General features: G+C 69.1%; 14 protein-coding genes. 7 read left to right on the top strand and 7 right to left on the bottom strand.

Translation table 11 applies throughout. The features are described 5' to 3' along the window. Nucleotides 1-127: 127 nt before the first annotated feature. Nucleotides 128-691 (top strand): hypothetical protein, encoded by a 564-nt coding sequence (locus BLV63_RS01935; RefSeq protein WP_066213345.1) that lies wholly within the window; start codon nucleotides 128-130, stop codon nucleotides 689-691. A 14-nt stretch (nucleotides 692-705) separates the two neighbouring features. Here BLV63_RS01935 and BLV63_RS01940 read toward each other — a convergent pair whose 3' ends face one another. After that, nucleotides 706-1,554: an HAD family hydrolase gene (locus tag BLV63_RS01940; RefSeq protein ID WP_066213348.1), complete on the bottom strand. Its 849-nt coding sequence runs from the start codon at nucleotides 1,552-1,554 to the stop codon at nucleotides 706-708. 205 nt (nucleotides 1,555-1,759) lie between these two features. Here BLV63_RS01940 and BLV63_RS01945 point away from each other — a divergent pair, with 205 nt between their 5' ends. Beyond that, nucleotides 1,760-2,383 carry a DUF3592 domain-containing protein gene (locus BLV63_RS01945; RefSeq protein ID WP_066213351.1) on the top strand — a complete coding sequence of 208 codons (624 nt, stop codon included), beginning with the start codon at nucleotides 1,760-1,762 and terminating at the stop codon, nucleotides 2,381-2,383. Here the strand turns inward: BLV63_RS01945 and BLV63_RS01950 are convergent, their stop codons facing one another. Next, entirely contained in the window at nucleotides 2,384-3,415 is a 1,032-nt protein-coding gene (locus BLV63_RS01950) for a hypothetical protein (RefSeq protein ID WP_066213353.1), read from the bottom strand. A gap of 156 nt (nucleotides 3,416-3,571) precedes the next feature. Further along, the gene (gene serS, locus BLV63_RS01955; RefSeq protein WP_066213358.1) at nucleotides 3,572-4,852 is read right to left on the bottom strand and encodes a serine--tRNA ligase; all 1,281 of its coding nucleotides are present in this window, start codon (nucleotides 4,850-4,852) and stop codon (nucleotides 3,572-3,574) included. A 131-nt stretch (nucleotides 4,853-4,983) separates the two neighbouring features. Here serS and BLV63_RS01960 point away from each other — a divergent pair, with 131 nt between their 5' ends. Beyond that, on the top strand, nucleotides 4,984-6,051 hold the full coding sequence (locus BLV63_RS01960) for a diacylglycerol/lipid kinase family protein (protein ID WP_066213361.1): 1,068 nt from the start codon (nucleotides 4,984-4,986) through the stop codon (nucleotides 6,049-6,051). 50 nt (nucleotides 6,052-6,101) lie between these two features. Here BLV63_RS01960 and BLV63_RS01965 read toward each other — a convergent pair whose 3' ends face one another. The 3 genes from BLV63_RS01965 to BLV63_RS01975 form a co-directional block, all read right to left on the bottom strand. Further along, nucleotides 6,102-6,311, bottom strand: coding sequence for a hypothetical protein (locus tag BLV63_RS01965; RefSeq protein ID WP_066213365.1), 210 nt, complete (start codon nucleotides 6,309-6,311; stop codon nucleotides 6,102-6,104). 167 nt (nucleotides 6,312-6,478) lie between these two features. Continuing rightward, nucleotides 6,479-7,426 carry a prephenate dehydratase gene (pheA, locus tag BLV63_RS01970; RefSeq protein ID WP_066213368.1) on the bottom strand — a complete coding sequence of 316 codons (948 nt, stop codon included), beginning with the start codon at nucleotides 7,424-7,426 and terminating at the stop codon, nucleotides 6,479-6,481. A 37-nt stretch (nucleotides 7,427-7,463) separates the two neighbouring features. Then, nucleotides 7,464-7,790 (bottom strand): rhodanese-like domain-containing protein, encoded by a 327-nt coding sequence (locus tag BLV63_RS01975; protein ID WP_066213371.1) that lies wholly within the window; start codon nucleotides 7,788-7,790, stop codon nucleotides 7,464-7,466. Nucleotides 7,791-7,959: 169 nt separating this feature from the next. Here BLV63_RS01975 and BLV63_RS01980 point away from each other — a divergent pair, with 169 nt between their 5' ends. From BLV63_RS01980 to BLV63_RS01990, 3 genes are all read left to right on the top strand, one after another. Beyond that, on the top strand, nucleotides 7,960-10,017 hold the full coding sequence (locus BLV63_RS01980) for an ABC1 kinase family protein (RefSeq protein WP_254780431.1): 2,058 nt from the start codon (nucleotides 7,960-7,962) through the stop codon (nucleotides 10,015-10,017). Nucleotides 10,018-10,047: 30 nt separating this feature from the next. Next, a complete protein-coding gene (locus BLV63_RS01985; protein ID WP_066213375.1) occupies nucleotides 10,048-11,523 on the top strand; it encodes a peptide MFS transporter in 1,476 nt (491 codons plus the stop codon). Between the two features lie 258 nt (nucleotides 11,524-11,781). Next, the gene (locus BLV63_RS01990; RefSeq protein ID WP_066213378.1) at nucleotides 11,782-14,481 is read left to right on the top strand and encodes an aminotransferase class I/II-fold pyridoxal phosphate-dependent enzyme; all 2,700 of its coding nucleotides are present in this window, start codon (nucleotides 11,782-11,784) and stop codon (nucleotides 14,479-14,481) included. Nucleotides 14,482-14,589: 108 nt separating this feature from the next. Here the strand turns inward: BLV63_RS01990 and BLV63_RS18885 are convergent, their stop codons facing one another. Next, entirely contained in the window at nucleotides 14,590-15,531 is a 942-nt protein-coding gene (locus tag BLV63_RS18885; protein ID WP_254780433.1) for a DUF4190 domain-containing protein, read from the bottom strand. 138 nt (nucleotides 15,532-15,669) lie between these two features. Between BLV63_RS18885 and pgm the strand changes: the two genes are divergently transcribed. After that, nucleotides 15,670-17,322, top strand: coding sequence for a phosphoglucomutase (alpha-D-glucose-1,6-bisphosphate-dependent) (gene pgm / locus BLV63_RS02000; protein ID WP_066213383.1), 1,653 nt, complete (start codon nucleotides 15,670-15,672; stop codon nucleotides 17,320-17,322). Nucleotides 17,323-17,565 lie beyond the last annotated feature (243 nt).

Here is a 17,565-nt window from a genome sequence, read left to right on the forward strand (position 1 = left end):
GACGGTCCGCGGCGGGTCGCCGTCGTCGTGGTGACGCGGGAAGCACCCGCCCGCAGGCCACCCATTACAGTTGCAGGGAGGCCGGAAACCCGGCCCGGACCACGACCGTCCCCGGAGGCTCCCGCTCATGAACAGCTACGCCGTCTGCTTCCGCGCCTCCCGCATGGCCCCGGACGCGGCCGACGCCCTGCAGGCCCTCGGGGCGCGCAAAGCCGACGCCTCGCCGTCCTGGTGGCTGATCACCCAGAGCGCCGACGACGCCGTGCGCGCGGCACTGCTGGCGCCCCGCCATCCCGGCCTGCTCGCCGCCGTCGGAGCGGCTCAGGGCGTGGACGACACCTCGGCCCGTTTCGCGCGGGACCTGGCGACCGGCGCCATGGTGGCGCTGGAGAAGGGACAGGTCCGCTATGCGGTGGCGGTCGCCGGCGAGTCACCGGACGCTGCCCTGGATGCGGAAGGCGCGCTGCGGCTCGTGGCCCGGATCGTGGCCGACCGGTCGGAGGCCGAATGGCGCGTGGTGGACCTGCTCACGCCGGGCGTGCGCGGGCAGTACAAGACCGTGGCCTCGGCCCTCGGGATCAGCACCCAGGCGGTCAGCAAGGCGCTGAGCCGGACCGGGTGGCATGAGGAGTTCCTCGGGCGAGGCCTCGCCGCCCGGCTGCTCCGGGGAGCGGCCGGCGCCGGCGACTGAGGCTGCCCCGGCCTTTACGCGAGGAGGGAACGCAGGACGCGTGCGGCGCCGTCGTCGTCCACCGAAGCGGTGATCTCGTCCGCCACGGCCCGGACCTCTTCGGGGGCCTGACCCATGGCGACGCCGCGGGCGGCCCAGGCGAGCATCTCGACGTCGTTGCGGCCGTCGCCCATGGCGAGCGTGCGCGTGGCGTCCCAGCCGAGGGATTCCCGGAGCCGTTCGAGGGCGCTGGCCTTGGTGACGCCGGCCGCGGCGATGTCCAGCCACGCCGTCCAGCCGACCGAGTACGTGACGCCGCTCAGGCCGATGCCGGCGATCGCCTCGGTGAAGTCCTCAGACGTGTTCTCGGAGCTGAAGACCACCACGCGGACGGCTTCCGCCTCGAGCATCTCGTGGAAGTCGACGGCGGTGGCCTCGACCCCGAAGCTGGCGTCCTGGAAGCGCTCGGTGGAGAGGAACCGGCCTTCCGAGTCCTCCAGGGCGTACTTCGCGACGGGCAGGCGCTTGCGGAGGGCGGTCAGGGCCGGGGCAGGGTCGAAGGTCTCACGGTGGATGACTTCGTACCCGTCGGCCAGGGTGGGATCCAGGCGGAGCGTGACGCCGCCGTTGCAGCACACCACGTACCCTTCGGTGAGGCCGATGAGCTCGACGATCGGAAGGGTGGCGTTGAGGGAACGGCCGGTCGCGATGATCACCTGATGACCTGCGGCGACGACGGCCTGGGCGGCTTCGCGGACGCCGGGTGACATGTGGCCGTCGTGGTCCACGAGGGTGCCGTCGACGTCCAGGGCGATGAGGTGGGCGGTGGGATTCTGCTGCTGATCTTCGATGTCAGCGACTGCATGTTCAGTCAAAATGGTCATGATTCAGTGAAGCACTCCGCGGCGCGCCGGGCCAGGAGCCAGGTCACAGCGCGGCGTGAATTCGGCGTGAACAGCCGGGCGCGGAGGTTAATACTCACAGCCTTGCGCACAGTGTGCATGTTCGCCTGGGGGGGGTCGCGGCCCGGGCGCAACGTACAGTACAAGGCGGTGGATGCTTGATCCGTGATGGGGGAAGAGGAGCGAGATGGCGGGGAACGGACCGAAGGCCCGGACGGCGACGAGCGGCGCCGGGGCCCGGGGCGCTGGGGCCAAGGTCAAGGGGTGGCTCTCCGGCGCGGTGTTCTTCGCGGTCCTCCTGGTCGGGCCGGCGTTCGCGGTGGCCGGCTTCGTGATGGTGGCCCAGGACGAGGACCTCCTCGCCCACGGGACCCGGACGCCCGGCGTCGTCGTCGCCATCGACGACGGAAAGAAGGCGAGCAACCGCCAGATCACCGCGGCCTACTCTGCCGACGGCCCCGCCTCACCGGACGGCTCGACGGTCTACCCCGAGGAGGCGAGCGGAACCCTGACCGTCCGCGCCCTGATCCCCACCGAACGCCATCCGGCCGAAGGCGAGCAGGTGACCGTGGTCTACGAGCCCGGCAACCCGTCCGACGCCGTCGTGGAGGGGTACGAGACCTGGGGGATCTTCTTCCGGGGCGTGGGCCTGTTCGTGACGTCCCTGCTGCTGATCCCGGTGGTGCTGGTGTTCCTGGTGAAGGGGATCCGGCGTCGCCGCCGCCGGCGCCTGCGAAAGAAATCCCCGGCTTTACAGACTTTCCCCGCCGCCGAAGCGCAGGGGGATGACCGTAAGTACCGGGAAAAGTAGTCACCGCCTTGGGACTCCGGCCCTGAGCAGCTTCCCCCGCAGAAGTTCAGGTTTCATGAGCTCGCCCCAGACCCAGCGCACCACCTGGTAACCCTCGGCTCGGATTCTGTCCTCCCGGACTTTCTCCTCAACCACGACCTGCGCCGGATCTTTGCCGCTGAAGTCCCTGGAGCGGCTGTACTTCATGATCCCGTCGAACTCACCGACCAGCTTCCGGCTCCGCCAGTAAAAATCGGTCCGGGCGACCTCCCCACACGGCCCCATGACCCGGAACTGGGATTCGGGAACTTCGAAACCAAGTTGTTCGATCACCGCCCGGCTGAACGACTCACCCACTGATTCCGCCGCCGGATCTGCGAAGCGCAGGACCTTCCCGGTCCGATCCCGTGCCGCACCCGACGGTAGCCCTGCCAGGGATGCCGCCAGGCCTTCGAGACTGCACGGACTTTTGATCCTCGAGTCGTGCGCCGCAATGGCGTCCACGACCACAATCGCATCGGGGAACGCCATGCGGTGCAAGGTGTCCAGGAGAACAGCCTCAAGTCTCTGCAGTGGAAGCACGACGCCGAGATGAGCCACCGAGAGGCGCGTCGGCTTGCGCTCGGCTCCTGGCCGCCGCGCGTCGCGAAATCCTGTTGGCAGCACCCTTCGAGTGTCGGGTTGGATCCGACCCCACGCCTTTGCCGCCGCGGGCATATCGCCATAGAGCCTGGGCGAAGGCCGTCGGCCCCAACTGGACAGCGAATCCGTCAGGTACTCCACCGTGAGTGGCACTCTGGCAAGGCTGAAGCCATGCAACGACAGCGCCGTCTCCCGGCAGAAGACCGGGGCCGGCCCAGGCAAACCTAGCGACGCAGTCGACGCGGCATAACGCCCCCAGGAGGTGGTTCCGAGCCACTCCTCGATGGGGATGTACACGCCACGGCGCAAGCGAACGAGCCGGCCTGCGGCGAAATTCCGGCTGAGATTCCTGGCTGTGCGCGGATCGGTTCCCCGACCCACGGTCAGGAAGGTGAACTCCGGGAATTCCATGCCTCCAGTCCATCGTGGGCTCTCGGATGTGCTCGGGACGAGTTGCTCCATGTGGAAAACCAGAATCCCCACCCCTGTGGTCTTTCCACACCACCGAAGCGCGGGGGAAAGACCACAGGAGCGGGGACCTTCGATCTGTGGGGTGAAACGCGGCCCCTAGAGAACCGGGAACACCTCGAGGCCGCCCAGGTACGGACGGAGCGCGGCCGGGACCGTGACGGAGCCGTCCGCGTTCTGGTGGTGCTCCAGGATGGCGACGATCCAGCGGGTCGTGGCCAGGGTGCCGTTCAGGGTCGCGACGGCGCGCGTGCCCTTGGGCGTCCCGTCCTCCGAGAACACCCGCTCGCGGATGTTCAGGCGGCGGGCCTGGTAGCCGGTGCAGTTGGAGGTGGAGGTCAGCTCGCGGTAGGCGCCCTGCGTGGGGACCCAGGCCTCGCAGTCGAACTTCCGTGCGGCGGAGGATCCCAGATCACCGGCGGCCGTGTCGATCACGCGGTACGGGAGCTCGCACTTGGCCAGCATCTCCTCTTCCCAGGCCAGCAGGCGCTCATGCTCGGCGGCCGCCTCCTCCTGGGTCGTGTAGATGAACATCTCCACCTTGTTGAACTGGTGGACGCGGATGATGCCGCGGGTGTCCTTGCCGTGCGAACCGGCCTCGCGGCGGTAGCAGGAGCTCTGGCCCGCGTAGCGGATGGGACCGTCGGACAGGTCCAGGATCTCGTCCCCGTGGTAGCCGGCCAGGGCCACCTCGGAGGTGCCCACCAGGTAGAGGTCGTCCTCGGCGAGGCGGTAGATCTCGGCGTCGTGCTTCACGTCGAAGCCGGTGCCCTGCATGGTCTCCGGACGCACGAGCGTGGGGGTGATCATCGGGACGAAGCCGTTGGCGATCGCCTGGTCCATGGCCATCTGCAGCAGCGCCATCTCCAGGCGGGCGCCCACACCCTTGAGGAAGTAGAAGCGCGAACCGGAGACCTTGGCGCCGCGTTCCATGTCGATGGCGCCGATCAGTTCGCCGATCTCCAGGTGGTCGCGGGGTTCGAAATCGGTGAACTCACGCGGCTCGCCCACGGTCTTCACGACCACGTAATCGTCCTCGCCGCCTTCCGGAACGCCGTCCAGCACGAGGTTGGGGATCACGCGGAGCAGCTCGTCCTGCGTGGTCTGAGCCGCGTCGGCCTCGGCGGCCGCGGCCTTGACGTTGGCCGCCAGCTCCTTGACCTCGGCCAGGAGCGCCTGCTTCTCCTCGCCCTTCGCCTGGGCCACCCGCTTGCCGAACGCGTTCTGTTCGGCGCGGAGGTTTTCGTACCGGGTCAGGGCGGACCGACGTGTGGCATCCGCGGCGACCAGCTGGTCCACCAGAGACTCGTCCGCACCACGCGCACGCTGGCTGGCCCGGAACTTCTCAGGATTCTCAATGAGTTCTTTAACGTCGATCACGGTCCAAGGGTATCGAATAGGGCTCAGTCCCTGCTAAGTGGCGGGATCGAAGGGGCCGGCGAAGCGCTTCCTGCTACCCCTTTCCTCGCTTCGCTCGGACGGGGCCCCTCGCAGGTACGCTTAGGAGCATTATGGGGAAGACTGGTCAGTACGTTCTCTTCGCGGGTGGCGCAGCCGCTTTCACCGCGTCCGCCGTGGCCGGATGGTGGGGCGCCCGGCGCCTCAAAGCGATCCATCGCCGCAGCGCGGTGGCCGGCCCCGTGAGCGCGCCGATCAGCGGCCCGCAGCGGATCGCCGTCGTGATCAATCCGGTGAAGAACAACGCCGCCGGCGCCCGCGAACAGATCCGTCACGCCATCCAGACCGCGGGCTGGCCCGAGCCCGTCTTCCTGGAGACGACTGTGGAGGATCCCGGCTACGGCCAGGCGCGGACCGCCCTCGAGGAGGGGTACGACGCCGTGCTCGCAGCGGGCGGCGACGGCACCGTCCGGGCGGTCGCCGAAGTCCTGGCCGGCAGCGGCATGCCGCTCGGGCTCATCCCGCTCGGCACAGGAAACCTTCTGGCCCGGAACCTCCAGATGAACGTCACCGACCTGCGTGGCTGCGTCGGCGCGGCACTGTTCGGCTGGGAACGGCGGATCGACACCGCGACGGCGGAACTCCAGAACGCCGTCGACGGCACCGTCACGCGGCACGGGTTCCTGGTGATGGCGGGGATCGGCATGGACGCCGAGGTGCTCGTCGACACCCGGGACGACCTCAAGAAGACCATCGGATGGATGGCCTACACCGCCGCGGGCCTGCGCCATCTGAGCGGGCGGCGCAAGGCGGTCACGATCAGCCTCGACGGCGCGCACCCTCAGAAGCGCAAGATCCGCAGCATCCTCTTCGCCAACTGCGGCCTGGTCCCGGGCGGTCTCGACTTCCTGCCCGACGCCATGGTCGACGACGGTCTGCTCGACGCCGTCGTGATCAGCCCGCGCAGTGTGGCCGGCTGGATCCTCATGTATCTGAAGGTGCTGTTCAAGCACAACGGAGTCCTGCCGATCATGCGCTCCTACGCCGTGAACCGGATGACGGTGTGGAGCCCGGAACCGATGGAGACACAGCTCGACGGCGATCCGTCCGGGCCCGCCACCCGCATCAGCGTGGAGATCTGGCCGCAGTCCCTGTCCGTGCGAGTGCGCCCGGAACAGTGACGTTCGCGCAGTGACGCCCGCGAACAGACGTCCGCGGGCGACTCGTGAGGCTACTTGGCCTCGCCGGACTCCTCGTCGGCCTGCTGCTGAGCGCGGCGCAGGGAGTCATCCTGATGATGCTCCGACTGCTCCTTGATCATCGCCTGCTCCTCGGCGAAACGCAGGCGGTCGGCACGATCCGCCTCGTCGCCGTCCCAGTCCTGGTTGTCGTCGTCGGACACGGGGTTGACGATCATCCCCTGGCCATCGTTCTCGCTCATGGTGCCTCCCTGATTCGGTTCGGGCGCAATCCGGCGTGCCTGGTGAGGCCCGCCTTTTCCGCCGGAACGCTGAGACCCGGCGCGCACTGGAAATGTTCAGGTAAGCATACGCGCCCGGGCATCCGTCAGATAGAGGCACGCCGCGGGGACGGAGCAACCATCCAGCGCTACCCTGCCGCGCCGTCCTCCAGGATCCCGGCCACCCACTGATCCGCGGCGGCGAAGGCGGCGTCCGAATTGTGCGGTGCGACCACGGGCGACTGCGCATCGGCCCGGGCATACGACCCGAGGAAGCGCGTGGCGGGGCTGATGCGGTGCAGGCCCGCGAGCGCCTGCTGGACGCGGGCTTCATGGGCGTGGCCATCGGCGTCGATGCTGAAGAAGTAGTGGCCCAGGTACTGGCCGGTGGGACGCGATTCGATCCGGCTCAGGTTCACGCCCCGGCTGGCGAACTGCTCCAGGATCTCCATGAGCGCGCCCGGGTGGTCCTCGGGCAGCGGCACCACGAGCGTGGTCTTGTCGGCCCCGGTCGGGCGCGGCATCGAACCTGGCCGCGCCACCAGGATGAAGCGGGTGACGGCGTCCGGGTTGTCGCCGATGTTCTCGGCGAGCACCTCGAGCTCCGGGTGACTGCGCGCCACGATCGGCGCGCACACGGCGGCCTGGTGCTGCGGGTCCTTCTCCAGGAGCGCGACGGCGGCGGCCGCCGTCGACGGCGCGGTCAGGTACTCGACGCCGGGGCGGTGCTCGTCGAACCATTCGCGGGTCTGCGCCCAGGCATGGCCGTGGGTCGAGACGACCCGGATGTCCTCGAGCGCCGTCCCCTTCAGCGCGACCAGCTGGAAATTCACCGGCACGAGCACCTCGCGGATGATCCGGAGCTCGCTGCCGGTGGCGATGGCGTCCAGCGTGGCGGGCACGCCGCCCTCCACCGAGTTCTCGATGGGGATCATCGCGGCGTCGGCCTCGCCCAGTCGCACCTTCTCGAGCGCCACCTTGGCGTTGCTGACGGGGATGCGGATGGCCTCCGAGGCGCCGGGCACCTGGAGGAGCGCGGCCTCGGTGAAGGTGCCTTCCGGGCCCAGGTAGGTGTAGCGGGGCGTTGCAGCGCTCATGGGATGCTCGGTTCTTCCGGTGTTCTGCGGGCGGGTGTTACAGGACGCGCGGGGTCTCGGACCCCTCGGCCACCATGGGACGGCCGGCTTCAAACCACTCGTCCATGCCGCCCGCCACGTTGATGGCGGAATAGCCCTGGCCCACGAGCCACTGGCTGGCCTGCCAGGAGCGTCCACCGGTGCGGCAGATGATGTAGAGGTCCTCGTCAGGGTCGAGTTCCTCGAACCGCAGGGGCAAGGTGTTCAGGGGGACGTGCAGCGCACCCTCCACATGGCCGGCTTCCCACTCGTAGTCCTCACGGACGTCGACGATGGTGGCGCCTTCCGGAATGTCCTGGACCCGTACGGTCTCAACCTCGCTCACGCTGCGACTTCTCCTCTGCCTCCGGCCCGGCGCACGACGCCGGGACAACTGCTCCCAGACTATCCTGCGAGCGCCCCAGTGAGAGTTCCACAACGCGTCATCCTGGAGTTGTCCACAGTCCCACTCCGGGATGATGCCAGGCCTTCGGACCGCAGGCGAGAATGAGAGCGTGGACGCACTTTCCTGGGTGGGGGGCCTCGTCGAAGTCCTCCTCACGTTGTTCTTCTTCCTCGTCCAGACCTGGTTCCTGGCCTCGGTCTCCCGCAGGCTCCTGGGCGTGCCCGTGGGATGGCCGCGCTCGATCCTCGTGGCGTTCATGCTCACCCTCTTCTTCTCCGCCGCGGTGCGGCTGTTTCTGGGCGCGGCGGGTCTCGACAGTCCGGAGAGCGTGAGCCGGGACCCGGCCGCGGCCGTCCTGGTCGCGGGGCTTTCGGCCCTCTGGACATTTGCTCTGGGCGTCGCGGTCCTGATGGCCTGCGAGATCATGGTGCCCACGGGGACCTTGCCCAACCCCTTCTCCTGGCTGCAGTCCGCCCGGACCCATTCCCGGCAGGCCGGCCGGTACACGGAGGTGGTCCGGATCGCCAGCCGTCACGGACTGGCCCTTGGATTCCGGGGACTTTCCCGGCACGCGCGGGACCGGGAGGAGCGGACGGCGCGGGCCTTGCGGCAGACGCTGGAGGAAGCCGGCGTGACGTTCGTGAAACTGGGCCAGATGCTGTCCACTCGGAGCGATCTGCTGCCGGCCGCCTACATTCGGGAGCTCTCCCGGCTGCAGAGCGAAGTTCAGCCTGAACCCTGGGACCGCATCCGGCAGGCTCTCGACCGCGAACTCGGCAAGCCCGCCCTGGACGTGTTCAGTCACGTCGACCACGCTCCCCTGGCCGCCGCGTCCGTGGCGCAGGTCCACACCGCGACGCTGAATCCCCTCGAGCCGGACCACGCGCAACGGGACGTGGTCCTCAAGATCCAGCGGCCGTCGGCGCTGGAACAGGTGAGCCTGGACATCTCCATCATCGAGCAACTGGCACGCTGGCTGGAACGGACGGCCCCGTGGGCCCGCCGTCTGGGCGCCGTGGCGCTCGCCCGTGGTTTCGCCGACTCCCTGACGGAGGAACTGGATTACCGGGTGGAGGCGGAGAACACGCGAGCCCTCGCCCACGCCGTCCGCGGAGAGGAGCTCCGGGTCCCGCAGGTTCACGAGGAGCTCAGCACGGAACGGCTTCTGGTCATGGAGCGCCTTCAGGGGATCCCCCTGGGCCGGGCCGGGGAGCAGCTGGCGGCTCTCAACCCCGCGGCACGGCGGGATCTGGCGCGCACCTTGCTCCGCGCCACCATCGGCCAGCTCACGGTGGACGGCGTCTTTCATGCCGACCTCCATCCCGGGAACGTGCTGCTCTGCGAGGACGGCCGGCTCGCCCTGCTGGATTTCGGGTCCGTCGGTCGTCTGGAGAGCGGGAGTCGGCGCGCCCTCGCCTCCCTCCTCTTCGCGATCGACGCCGACGACGAACGCCTCGCCGGTGACGCCCTGCTGGAACTCCTCGACCCACCCACCCGGCTCGACGAACGGCGCCTGACGCGCGAGCTCGGCCAGCTCATGGTCCGCTTCCGGGGGGGCTTCGGTCCCCAGGGCGGCGCCGCCCTGTTCGGCAAGCTCTTCACCCTGGTCCTCGATCACGGGTTCGCGGTCCCGCCCCAGATCGCCGCGGCCTTCCGCGCACTGGCTGCGCTCGAAGGCACGCTGCGGCTGCTGGACCCGGACTTCGACGTGATCGCGGAAGCCCGCGCGCTCGGTTCGGACCATTTGGAGCAGGAGTTCACCCCGGAACGGCTCAAGACCGAACTGAGCCGGCAGGCCCTGACGCTTCTGCCCACCCTCGCCCGGCTGCCTCGGCGGGTGGACCGCCTGGCCGACGCCCTGGAGCAGGGAACCCTCACCGCGCGGGTCCGGGTGCTGGCCGACGACGGCGACCGCGGCTTCCTCACGCGCTTGTTCCAGCAGCTGATCGTGGCGGTGCTCGCTGCCGCGGCGACCATCGGCGCCGTCCTGCTGATCCTGGACGACTCAGGACCATCTCTCACGGCATCGCTGTCCTGGCACTCGTTCTTCGGCTTCACCTTGCTCTTCGCCGGGTTCGTCCTGGCGCTCCGTGCCGTGACGCTCGCGTTCCGCGGGTCCAGCGGCTCCGGCCCCCACCCCTCGGGAGAACGTGACCGGGGCCACTAAAGATGACTTAACTCACATACCGCTGGGAGCATGGATGGAATGAACCCCGTACAGACCGAGCCGGGCACCACCGTGTCCACGGATAAAGGCTTCTTCGGTCACCCCCGACTGCTGGCCAACCTCTTCACCGTCGAGATGTGGGAACGCTTCTCCTTCTACGGCATGCAGGGCATCCTGGCCTACTACATGTACTACACGGCCACGGACGGCGGACTGGGCCTCGACAAGGCCCTGTCGCTGAGCCTGGTCGGCGCTTACGGCGGCGGCGTGTACCTCTCCACCATCCTGGGCGCCTGGCTGGCCGACCGCCTGCTCGGCTCCGAGCGGGTGCTGTTCTTCTCGGCCTGCGTGATCATGGCGGGCCACGTCGCCCTGGCCCTGCTCCCGGGCGTCGTCGGCCTGGTGATCGGCCTCGTGCTGGTCGCCTTCGGCTCCGGCGGCCTCAAGGCGAATGCGACGGCTCTGGTCGGCACCCTGTACTCGGAGAAGGACGAGCGGCGCGACGCCGGGTTCTCCCTCTTCTACATGGGCGTCAACCTCGGCGGCCTGCTGGGTCCGCTCGTCACCGGCTTCCTGCAGAGCCGCGCCGGATTCCACTGGGGCTTCGGCGCCGCCGCCGTGGGCATGGCCCTCGGCCTCATCGTCTACAGCCTGAAGCGCAAGGACATGCCGGAGAGCGCCCACCATGTGGCGAACCCTCTGGCCCCGGGCGAGCGGAAGAAGTACGCGCTGATCTTCGGCGCCGTCGTCGTCCTGATCGTGTCTCTGCTCCTGACCCACCTGGTGACCGCGCAGAACCTGGCCACCTGGATGGCGTACGTGGCCATCGGCGCGTCCGTGGCGTACTTCCTCATCCTGCTGGGCAGCAGCAAGACCCAGCCGGTGGAGCGCAAGCGCGTCTTCGCGTTCATCCCGCTCTACATCGCCTCCGCCGCGTTCTGGGCACTGTTCCAGCAGCAGTTCACGTTCATCGCCGTGTACTCGGACGAGAAGCTGGACCGCCACCTGTTCGGCTGGGAGATGCCGGCCGCTTGGGTGCAGTCGATCAACCCGGTGTTCATCGTGATCTTCGCGGGCGTGCTCGCGGCCCTCTGGACCCGCCTCGGCGAGAAGCAGCCCAGCTCTCCCGTGAAGTTCTCCCTGGGCCTGGTCCTCATGGGCCTGGCGTTCCTGGCCTTCCTGCCGCTGGCAGGTTCCGAGAAGACCCCGCTCCTGGCGCTCGTCGGCATCCTGCTGCTGTTCACGCTGGCCGAGCTGTGCCTGTCCCCGATCGGCCTGTCCGTCTCCACGAAGCTGGCCCCGGCCGCGTTCCAGGCGCAGATGGTGGCACTGTTCTTCCTGTCCGTGTCCCTGGGCACCACGCTGGCCGGCATCCTGGCGGGCTACTACGACCCGTCGAATGAGACGCCATACTTCCTCGGCGTCGGCAGCGTGGCCGTGGTGCTGGGCCTCGCGCTGCTGGCCGGCGCTCCGGCCATCAAGAAGCTCATGAGCGGCGTGCGCTAGGTCTGTTCCGTCCTGTTACGGAGTCTCCTGTCCGGAGGCCCGGACACCGTCAGGTGTCCGGGCCTCCGGCGTTTTCCAGCCATTCCGCGGCCGTTGCGGCCCGGGGCGAAGGTCTGTATACCGTTTGCGCCTCGTAATGTTCCCGGAAGCCTTCGGAGCGATCAGGGGCGCGGGTAAGGTCATGCGCAAGGCCGTCAGGGCCGGCCGGACTGCAATGGGGCAGTCCCGGATTTCTCGATGTGAGGCCGAGGGACAGTAATGACGTTCGCACCAACAGCCGGGGGACGGTGGGGTGCCGAGATCGGCACCCCCGAAAGCGCATGGCGCACCCGGAAGGACACCTGGGAGTACCTCGGGTACGCCCTCTCCGGAATCCTGCAGCAGCGCCGCATGGGGCAGCTCGAAACGGGCAGCTCCGCCTCCTTCACCGGCATTCTCCAGCTCCTCGAATCACTCGAGCCCTACTGGGCGCTCCCGGGCCTGCAGGCCGTCAAGGACATCTCCGAACTGATCGGCCTGGGCCGCTACTCCGAGGCCATGAGCCGGGTGGAGAGCGTCAACGAGATGCTCCGGACCGGCTTCCACGTCAGCGAGGACGGCGCCCCGGGCGACAACCTCTCCCCCGACGCGGACGGCCCCACCCCTTCCCGTCCCGCGCCGCACATCGAGGTCCTCGTCGTGGACTCCGGCCCGTCCGAGGAACTGGAGCGCTTCACCAAGGAACTGCGGGACCAGCGCCGAGGCCTGGACAAGTTCAGCTATCACGTCAACGTGGTGCCGAGCTTCGTGGACGCCCTGGTCGCGCTCGTGATCAACCCCAGCATCCAGGCCGTCATCCTGACGCCTCGCATCTCCGCGCACTCACAGCAGCGGCTCAGCAGCTCGCTCCGCCGCTTCGTCGAGCGGCGCGCCGGAAGCCGCCTGCAGGAGACGCGGTCCATCCGCCGGATCATCCACCTCGCGGACGCCGTGGCGGAGATCCGCCCCGAGCTCGATGTCTTCCTCATGGCCGGCGTCGCCCTGGAATCCCTCGCCGGATCCGTCAACGGCCGCTTCCGCCGGGTCTTCTCCCGGACGGACGCGATGGACCTGCACCTGTCCATCCTCGGCGGCATCACCGAACGCTTCGAGACGCCGTTCTTCGACGCCATCCAGGAGTACAGCCGCCGCCCCGGCGGGGTGTTCCACGCCCTGCCGGTCTCCCGCGGCGGCTCCGTGCTGGCTTCGCCGTGGATCGAGGACATGGCCGACTTCTACGGCATGAACCTCCTCCTGGCCGAGACGTCCGCGACGTCGGGCGGCCTCGACTCGCTGCTCGATCCTCACGGCGCCATCAAGGAGGCCCAGGAGCTCGCGGCCCGCGCCTTCGGAAGCCACCGCAGCTACTTCGCCACCAACGGCACCTCCACGGCCAACAAGATCGTGCACCAGTCGATCGTCGGCCCCGGCGACATCGTCCTGGTCGACCGGAACTGCCACAAGTCCCACCACTACGCCCTGGTCCTGGCGGGCGCCTCCGTCAGCTACCTCGACGCCTACCCCCTGGACGAGCACTCCCTGTACGGCGCCGTGCCCCTCGAGAGCATCAAGCGCCGGCTGCTGGCCATCCGCGACGCCGGGCAACTGGACCGGGTCAAGATGATCACCCTGACCAACTGCACCTTCGACGGCATCGTCTACGACCCCCGCCGTGTCATGGAGGAGTGCCTGGCGATCAAACCGGATCTCGTGTTCCTCTGGGACGAGGCCTGGTTCGCCTTCGCCGGCTTCCACCCGGTGTACCGGCAGCGGACGGCCATGCATGCCGCCGCGGTCCTCGAACAGGACTTCACGACGGCGGACTACGGCCGCCGCTTCGAAGAGCAGCGGGCGCAGCTGGCCGGAGCCGACACGGAGACGCTCGTACGCACCCACCTGCTCGCCGACCCGACGTCGACCCGCCTCCGCGTATACGCCACACAGTCCACGCACAAGACCCTGACCTCGCTCCGCCAGGGGTCGATGATCCACGTCTTCGACCAGGACTTCGCCGAACTGAACGAGGAGTCCTTCCTGGAGGCGTTCATGACGCACACCTCCACCTCCCCCAACTACCAGATCCTCGCGTCCCTGGACATCGGCCGCCGCCAGGTGGAGCTGGAGGGCTACGCCCTGGTCCAGCGCCAGGCCGACCTCGCCATGAGCATCCGGAGGACCGTGGGCCGGCACGCCCTCCTGCGGAAGTACTTCCGGGTCCTCTACACCTCGGACCTCGTCCCGGACGCCTACCGCGTCTCGTCCAGCCCGAACCCGGCCAAGGACGGCCTCGCCTCCTGGGATCAAGCATGGGCCGAGGACGAGTTCGTGGTGGACCCGTGCCGCATCACCCTGGACATCACGGCCACGGGCGTGGACGGCGACACCTTCAAGCACGACTACCTCATGGACGGCCACCGCATCCAGGTCAACAAGACCAGCCGCTCCAACGTCCTGATCATGACGACCATCGGCACCACCCGCAGCTCCGTGGCGTACCTGATCGAGGTGCTGGTCAAGATCGCCGAGGACCTGGACCGCAAGCGGGCGCTCTCCCGGGTGAAGACCCGCGCCCTGCCGCCCGGACCGGACAGCATCCCGTCGATCCCGCTCCCCGACTTCAGCCGCTTCGCCCCCGCCTTCCTCACGGCCGACGGGGCCTCGGGCGACATGCGCTCCGCCTACTACCTCAGCTACCGCAAGGGCACCACGGAGCACCTCTCCTCCGCGCAGATCCGCGACCGGCTGGCGATGGGCTATGTGGTCTCGGCGAGTTTCGTCACGCCGTACCCGCCCGGCTTCCCGGTGCTCGTGCCCGGCCAGTGCTTCTCCGCGGACATCCTGGACTACATGGACGTCCTGGACACCCGCGAGATCCACGGCTATGACAAGGAGCTCGGGTACCTCGTCTTCCGCCCGGAGGCCCTGTACCCGGTGTACTGAGGTTCGGGAGCACTGCGGGCCGAGCACTGAGACCGGTGGGGTCGAAAGGGACGAGGCCTCCGCCTCAGCCCCCGCCTCGGGCGCGCTGACCGCGCTCGACGGGCGGACTCAGTCCCAGCTGGACGAGAAGGCGAATGCCACGAACAGGCCGTAGGCGAGCGAGACGGCGACCATCAGATAGCCCAGGACCAGGCCCGTGATGGCCATGCCCTTGACCGAGGGCTCCTTCTTGAGCCCGATATGACCGAACACCACCGCCAGGATCTGCGGCAGGATGAACCACCCGCCCGAGATCACGCCCACGATGCCGAGCACGAGGGCCGTGATGCTCATCCCCTTGGGTTCTGACGGGCCCAAGCCCGGGTAGTACGGTTGCCCGTACGCCTGTGCGGGCGGCTGGGCATAGGGCGACTGGGCATAGGGCGACTGGGCATAGGGCGACTGGGCGTAGGGCTGCTGACCATACGGCTGAGGCGGGCGGCCTCCCGGCGCCGCCGGATACGGCTGCTGCGCGAACTGTCCCGGAGGCTGCACCGGTTGTCCCGGCGCCTGGCCGGGGAACTGCCCGGGCCCCTGGACGGGAGCGCCCGGGAACTGGGGCGGTGCGGGCTGCGGTGCTCCGGGATAGCTCGCGGCGGCGAACCCGCCCTGCGGCGCCGGCGGCACGGGGGGCACCACACGGCCCGACGACGGCCGGGGCGCCTGACCGGGAACCGGACCCTGAGCGGGGCCGGGAACAGGACCGGGCGGCGGAGACTGAGGGGCCTGCGGGAACGGCTGGGTCGGATAGGCCTGGGCCGGATAAGGCTGGGACGCCCCGGGGACCGCCCACTGACCGGGCCGGCTCTGCTGCCCGGGCTGAGGAGGCTGAGCGCCGGGTGCGGCCGACGGCGGACCGGGCTGCGGCGTCGTCGTCGGCTCTCCGGGCACACGGTACTGCGGCTCATGGTGCTGCGCTTCACGGTCCTGGGGCGCGCGCTGCTCCGCCGCACCCTGTTCCGGTGTGCGCCGGGACGCCTGATCGCCCTGTTCCGGCGTGTGATCGCTCATGATCCCCCTCACGATTACGGACCTTTGCCTCCAGGTTACCTGCCGGTACCGCGGCCGCCCCGGGGCCGCTCCGCGTCACAGCGGCGTAACCCTGGCCGAGGCGTAGAAGACCGTGGGCTTCTCTGGCATGCTGGCCCCATGGCTAACCGCGCGGGCACCGTGGCCCTTCCCGAAGACCTTGTCGATCTCACCGCACTCCTGGACGCGTATTTCGACGTGCAGCCGGACCCCACGGATCCCGGCCAGCGCGTGGCGTTCGGCACCTCGGGACACCGCGGGTCGAGCCTCAAGGCCAGCTTCAACGAACGGCACATCGCGGCGATCACGCAGGCGATCGTCGAATACCGCGCGGCACAGGGCATCACCGGCCCCCTGTTCCTCGCCAAGGACACCCACGCGCTGAGCGAACCGGCACAGAACACCGCCCTCGAGGTCCTGGCGGCCAACGGCGTCACGGTCCTGCTGGATGCCCGCCACGCGTACACCCCCACCCCGGCCCTCAGCCACGCGATCCTCAGCTACAACAACGCGGGGCACCCGGACCAGGCGGACGGGATCGTCGTCACCCCCAGCCACAACCCGCCCGCGGACGGCGGCTTCAAATACAACCCACCGCACGGCGGACCGGCGGACACGGACGCCACGGGCTGGATCGCGAACCGGGCCAACGAGTACCTCGAGAACGGTCTGAACGGTGTGCGCCGCATCCCGCTGACCGAGGCGCTGAAGGCCGAGAACGTCGGCACCTTCGACTACCTGAGCAGCTACGTCGACTCCCTGCCCTCCGTGCTGGACCTCGACGCCATCCGCGAGGCGGGCGTCCGGATCGGCGCGGACCCCATGGGCGGCGCGAGCGTCGACTACTGGGGCGAGATCGGCGAGCGCCACCACCTCGACCTCACCGTCGTGAACCCGACGGTCGACCCTCAGTGGGCCTTCATGACCCTCGACTGGGACGAGAAGATCCGCATGGACTGCTCCTCCCCCTCGGCGATGGCCTCGCTGATCGGCCGCATGAAGAGCGACGGCGGCGCGGCGCCTTTCGACATCGCCACCGGCAACGACGCGGATGCGGACCGCCATGGGATCGTCACGCCCGACGGCGGCCTGATGAACCCCAACCACTACCTCGCCGTCGCGATCGACTACCTCTACCGCAACCGCAGCGGCTGGAACCCGGCCTCCGTGGTCGGCAAGACCCTGGTGTCCTCCTCGATCATCGACCGCGTGGCCGGCGGGCTCGGGCGCAAGCTCGTGGAAGTCCCGGTGGGCTTCAAGTGGTTCGTGCCGGGCCTGCTCTCCGGCGAGGGCGCGTTCGGCGGCGAGGAGTCCGCGGGCGCGGCCTTCAACCGCAAGGACGGCTCCGTCTGGACCACGGACAAGGACGGCATCCTGCTGGCGCTGCTGGCCAGCGAGATCACGGCCGTCACAGGCTCGAGCCCATCCGAGCTGTACCGCGGCCTGACCGACCAGTTCGGCGCCCCCGTGTACGCCCGCATCGACGCCGCCGCGAACCGCGAGCAGAAGGCCAAGCTGGGCAAGCTCTCCTCCGACGACGTCACCGCCACGGAACTGGCCGGTGAGACCATCACCGCCAAACTGACCGAGGCCCCCGGCAACGGAGCGGCGATCGGCGGCCTCAAGGTCGTCACGGAGAACGCCTGGTTCGCGGCCCGCCCGTCCGGCACCGAGGACGTGTACAAGATCTACGCCGAGTCCTTCAAGGGCGCGGATCACCTCCAGCAGGTCCAGGCCGAAGCCAAGTCCCTCGTGGACTCGGTGATCGGCTGACCCCAGACTCCCCAGGCTCGCACCCGCCAGGCGCACTCGCACCGAAGAGGAGCACCCGCACCCCTGCCGCCGCCCCGGATCCGTCCGGGGCGGCGGTGTTTAACGCGGCGGCGTCCGACGCGGCGGCGCCCGGCCCGCCGCCGTCGTCGCGCCCCTCATCGACTGCTCCATAGGGTGCCGAAATCCCCGAAATCCGGCCCAGAACGACATCGTAGGGAGCAGTCGATGGGGAGGGCGTGACCG

Origin of the sequence: Arthrobacter woluwensis (assembly GCF_900105345.1) — a bacterium.
Classification (GTDB): domain Bacteria; phylum Actinomycetota; class Actinomycetes; order Actinomycetales; family Micrococcaceae; genus Arthrobacter_E; species Arthrobacter_E woluwensis.

Coding starts and splice junctions, on each gene's coding strand:
- BLV63_RS01935 (WP_066213345.1), top strand. CDS start 128: ATGAACAGCTACGCCGTCTGCTTCCGCGCCTCCCGCATGGCCCCGGAC.
- BLV63_RS01940 (WP_066213348.1), bottom strand. CDS start 1,554: ATGACCATTTTGACTGAACATGCAGTCGCTGACATCGAAGATCAGCAG.
- BLV63_RS01945 (WP_066213351.1), top strand. CDS start 1,760: ATGGCGGGGAACGGACCGAAGGCCCGGACGGCGACGAGCGGCGCCGGG.
- BLV63_RS01950 (WP_066213353.1), bottom strand. CDS start 3,415: ATGGAATTCCCGGAGTTCACCTTCCTGACCGTGGGTCGGGGAACCGAT.
- BLV63_RS01960 (WP_066213361.1), top strand. CDS start 4,984: ATGGGGAAGACTGGTCAGTACGTTCTCTTCGCGGGTGGCGCAGCCGCT.
- BLV63_RS01965 (WP_066213365.1), bottom strand. CDS start 6,311: ATGAGCGAGAACGATGGCCAGGGGATGATCGTCAACCCCGTGTCCGAC.
- pheA (WP_066213368.1), bottom strand. CDS start 7,426: ATGAGCGCTGCAACGCCCCGCTACACCTACCTGGGCCCGGAAGGCACC.
- BLV63_RS01985 (WP_066213375.1), top strand. CDS start 10,048: ATGGATGGAATGAACCCCGTACAGACCGAGCCGGGCACCACCGTGTCC.
- BLV63_RS01990 (WP_066213378.1), top strand. CDS start 11,782: ATGACGTTCGCACCAACAGCCGGGGGACGGTGGGGTGCCGAGATCGGC.
- BLV63_RS18885 (WP_254780433.1), bottom strand. CDS start 15,531: ATGAGCGATCACACGCCGGAACAGGGCGATCAGGCGTCCCGGCGCACA.
- pgm (WP_066213383.1), top strand. CDS start 15,670: ATGGCTAACCGCGCGGGCACCGTGGCCCTTCCCGAAGACCTTGTCGAT.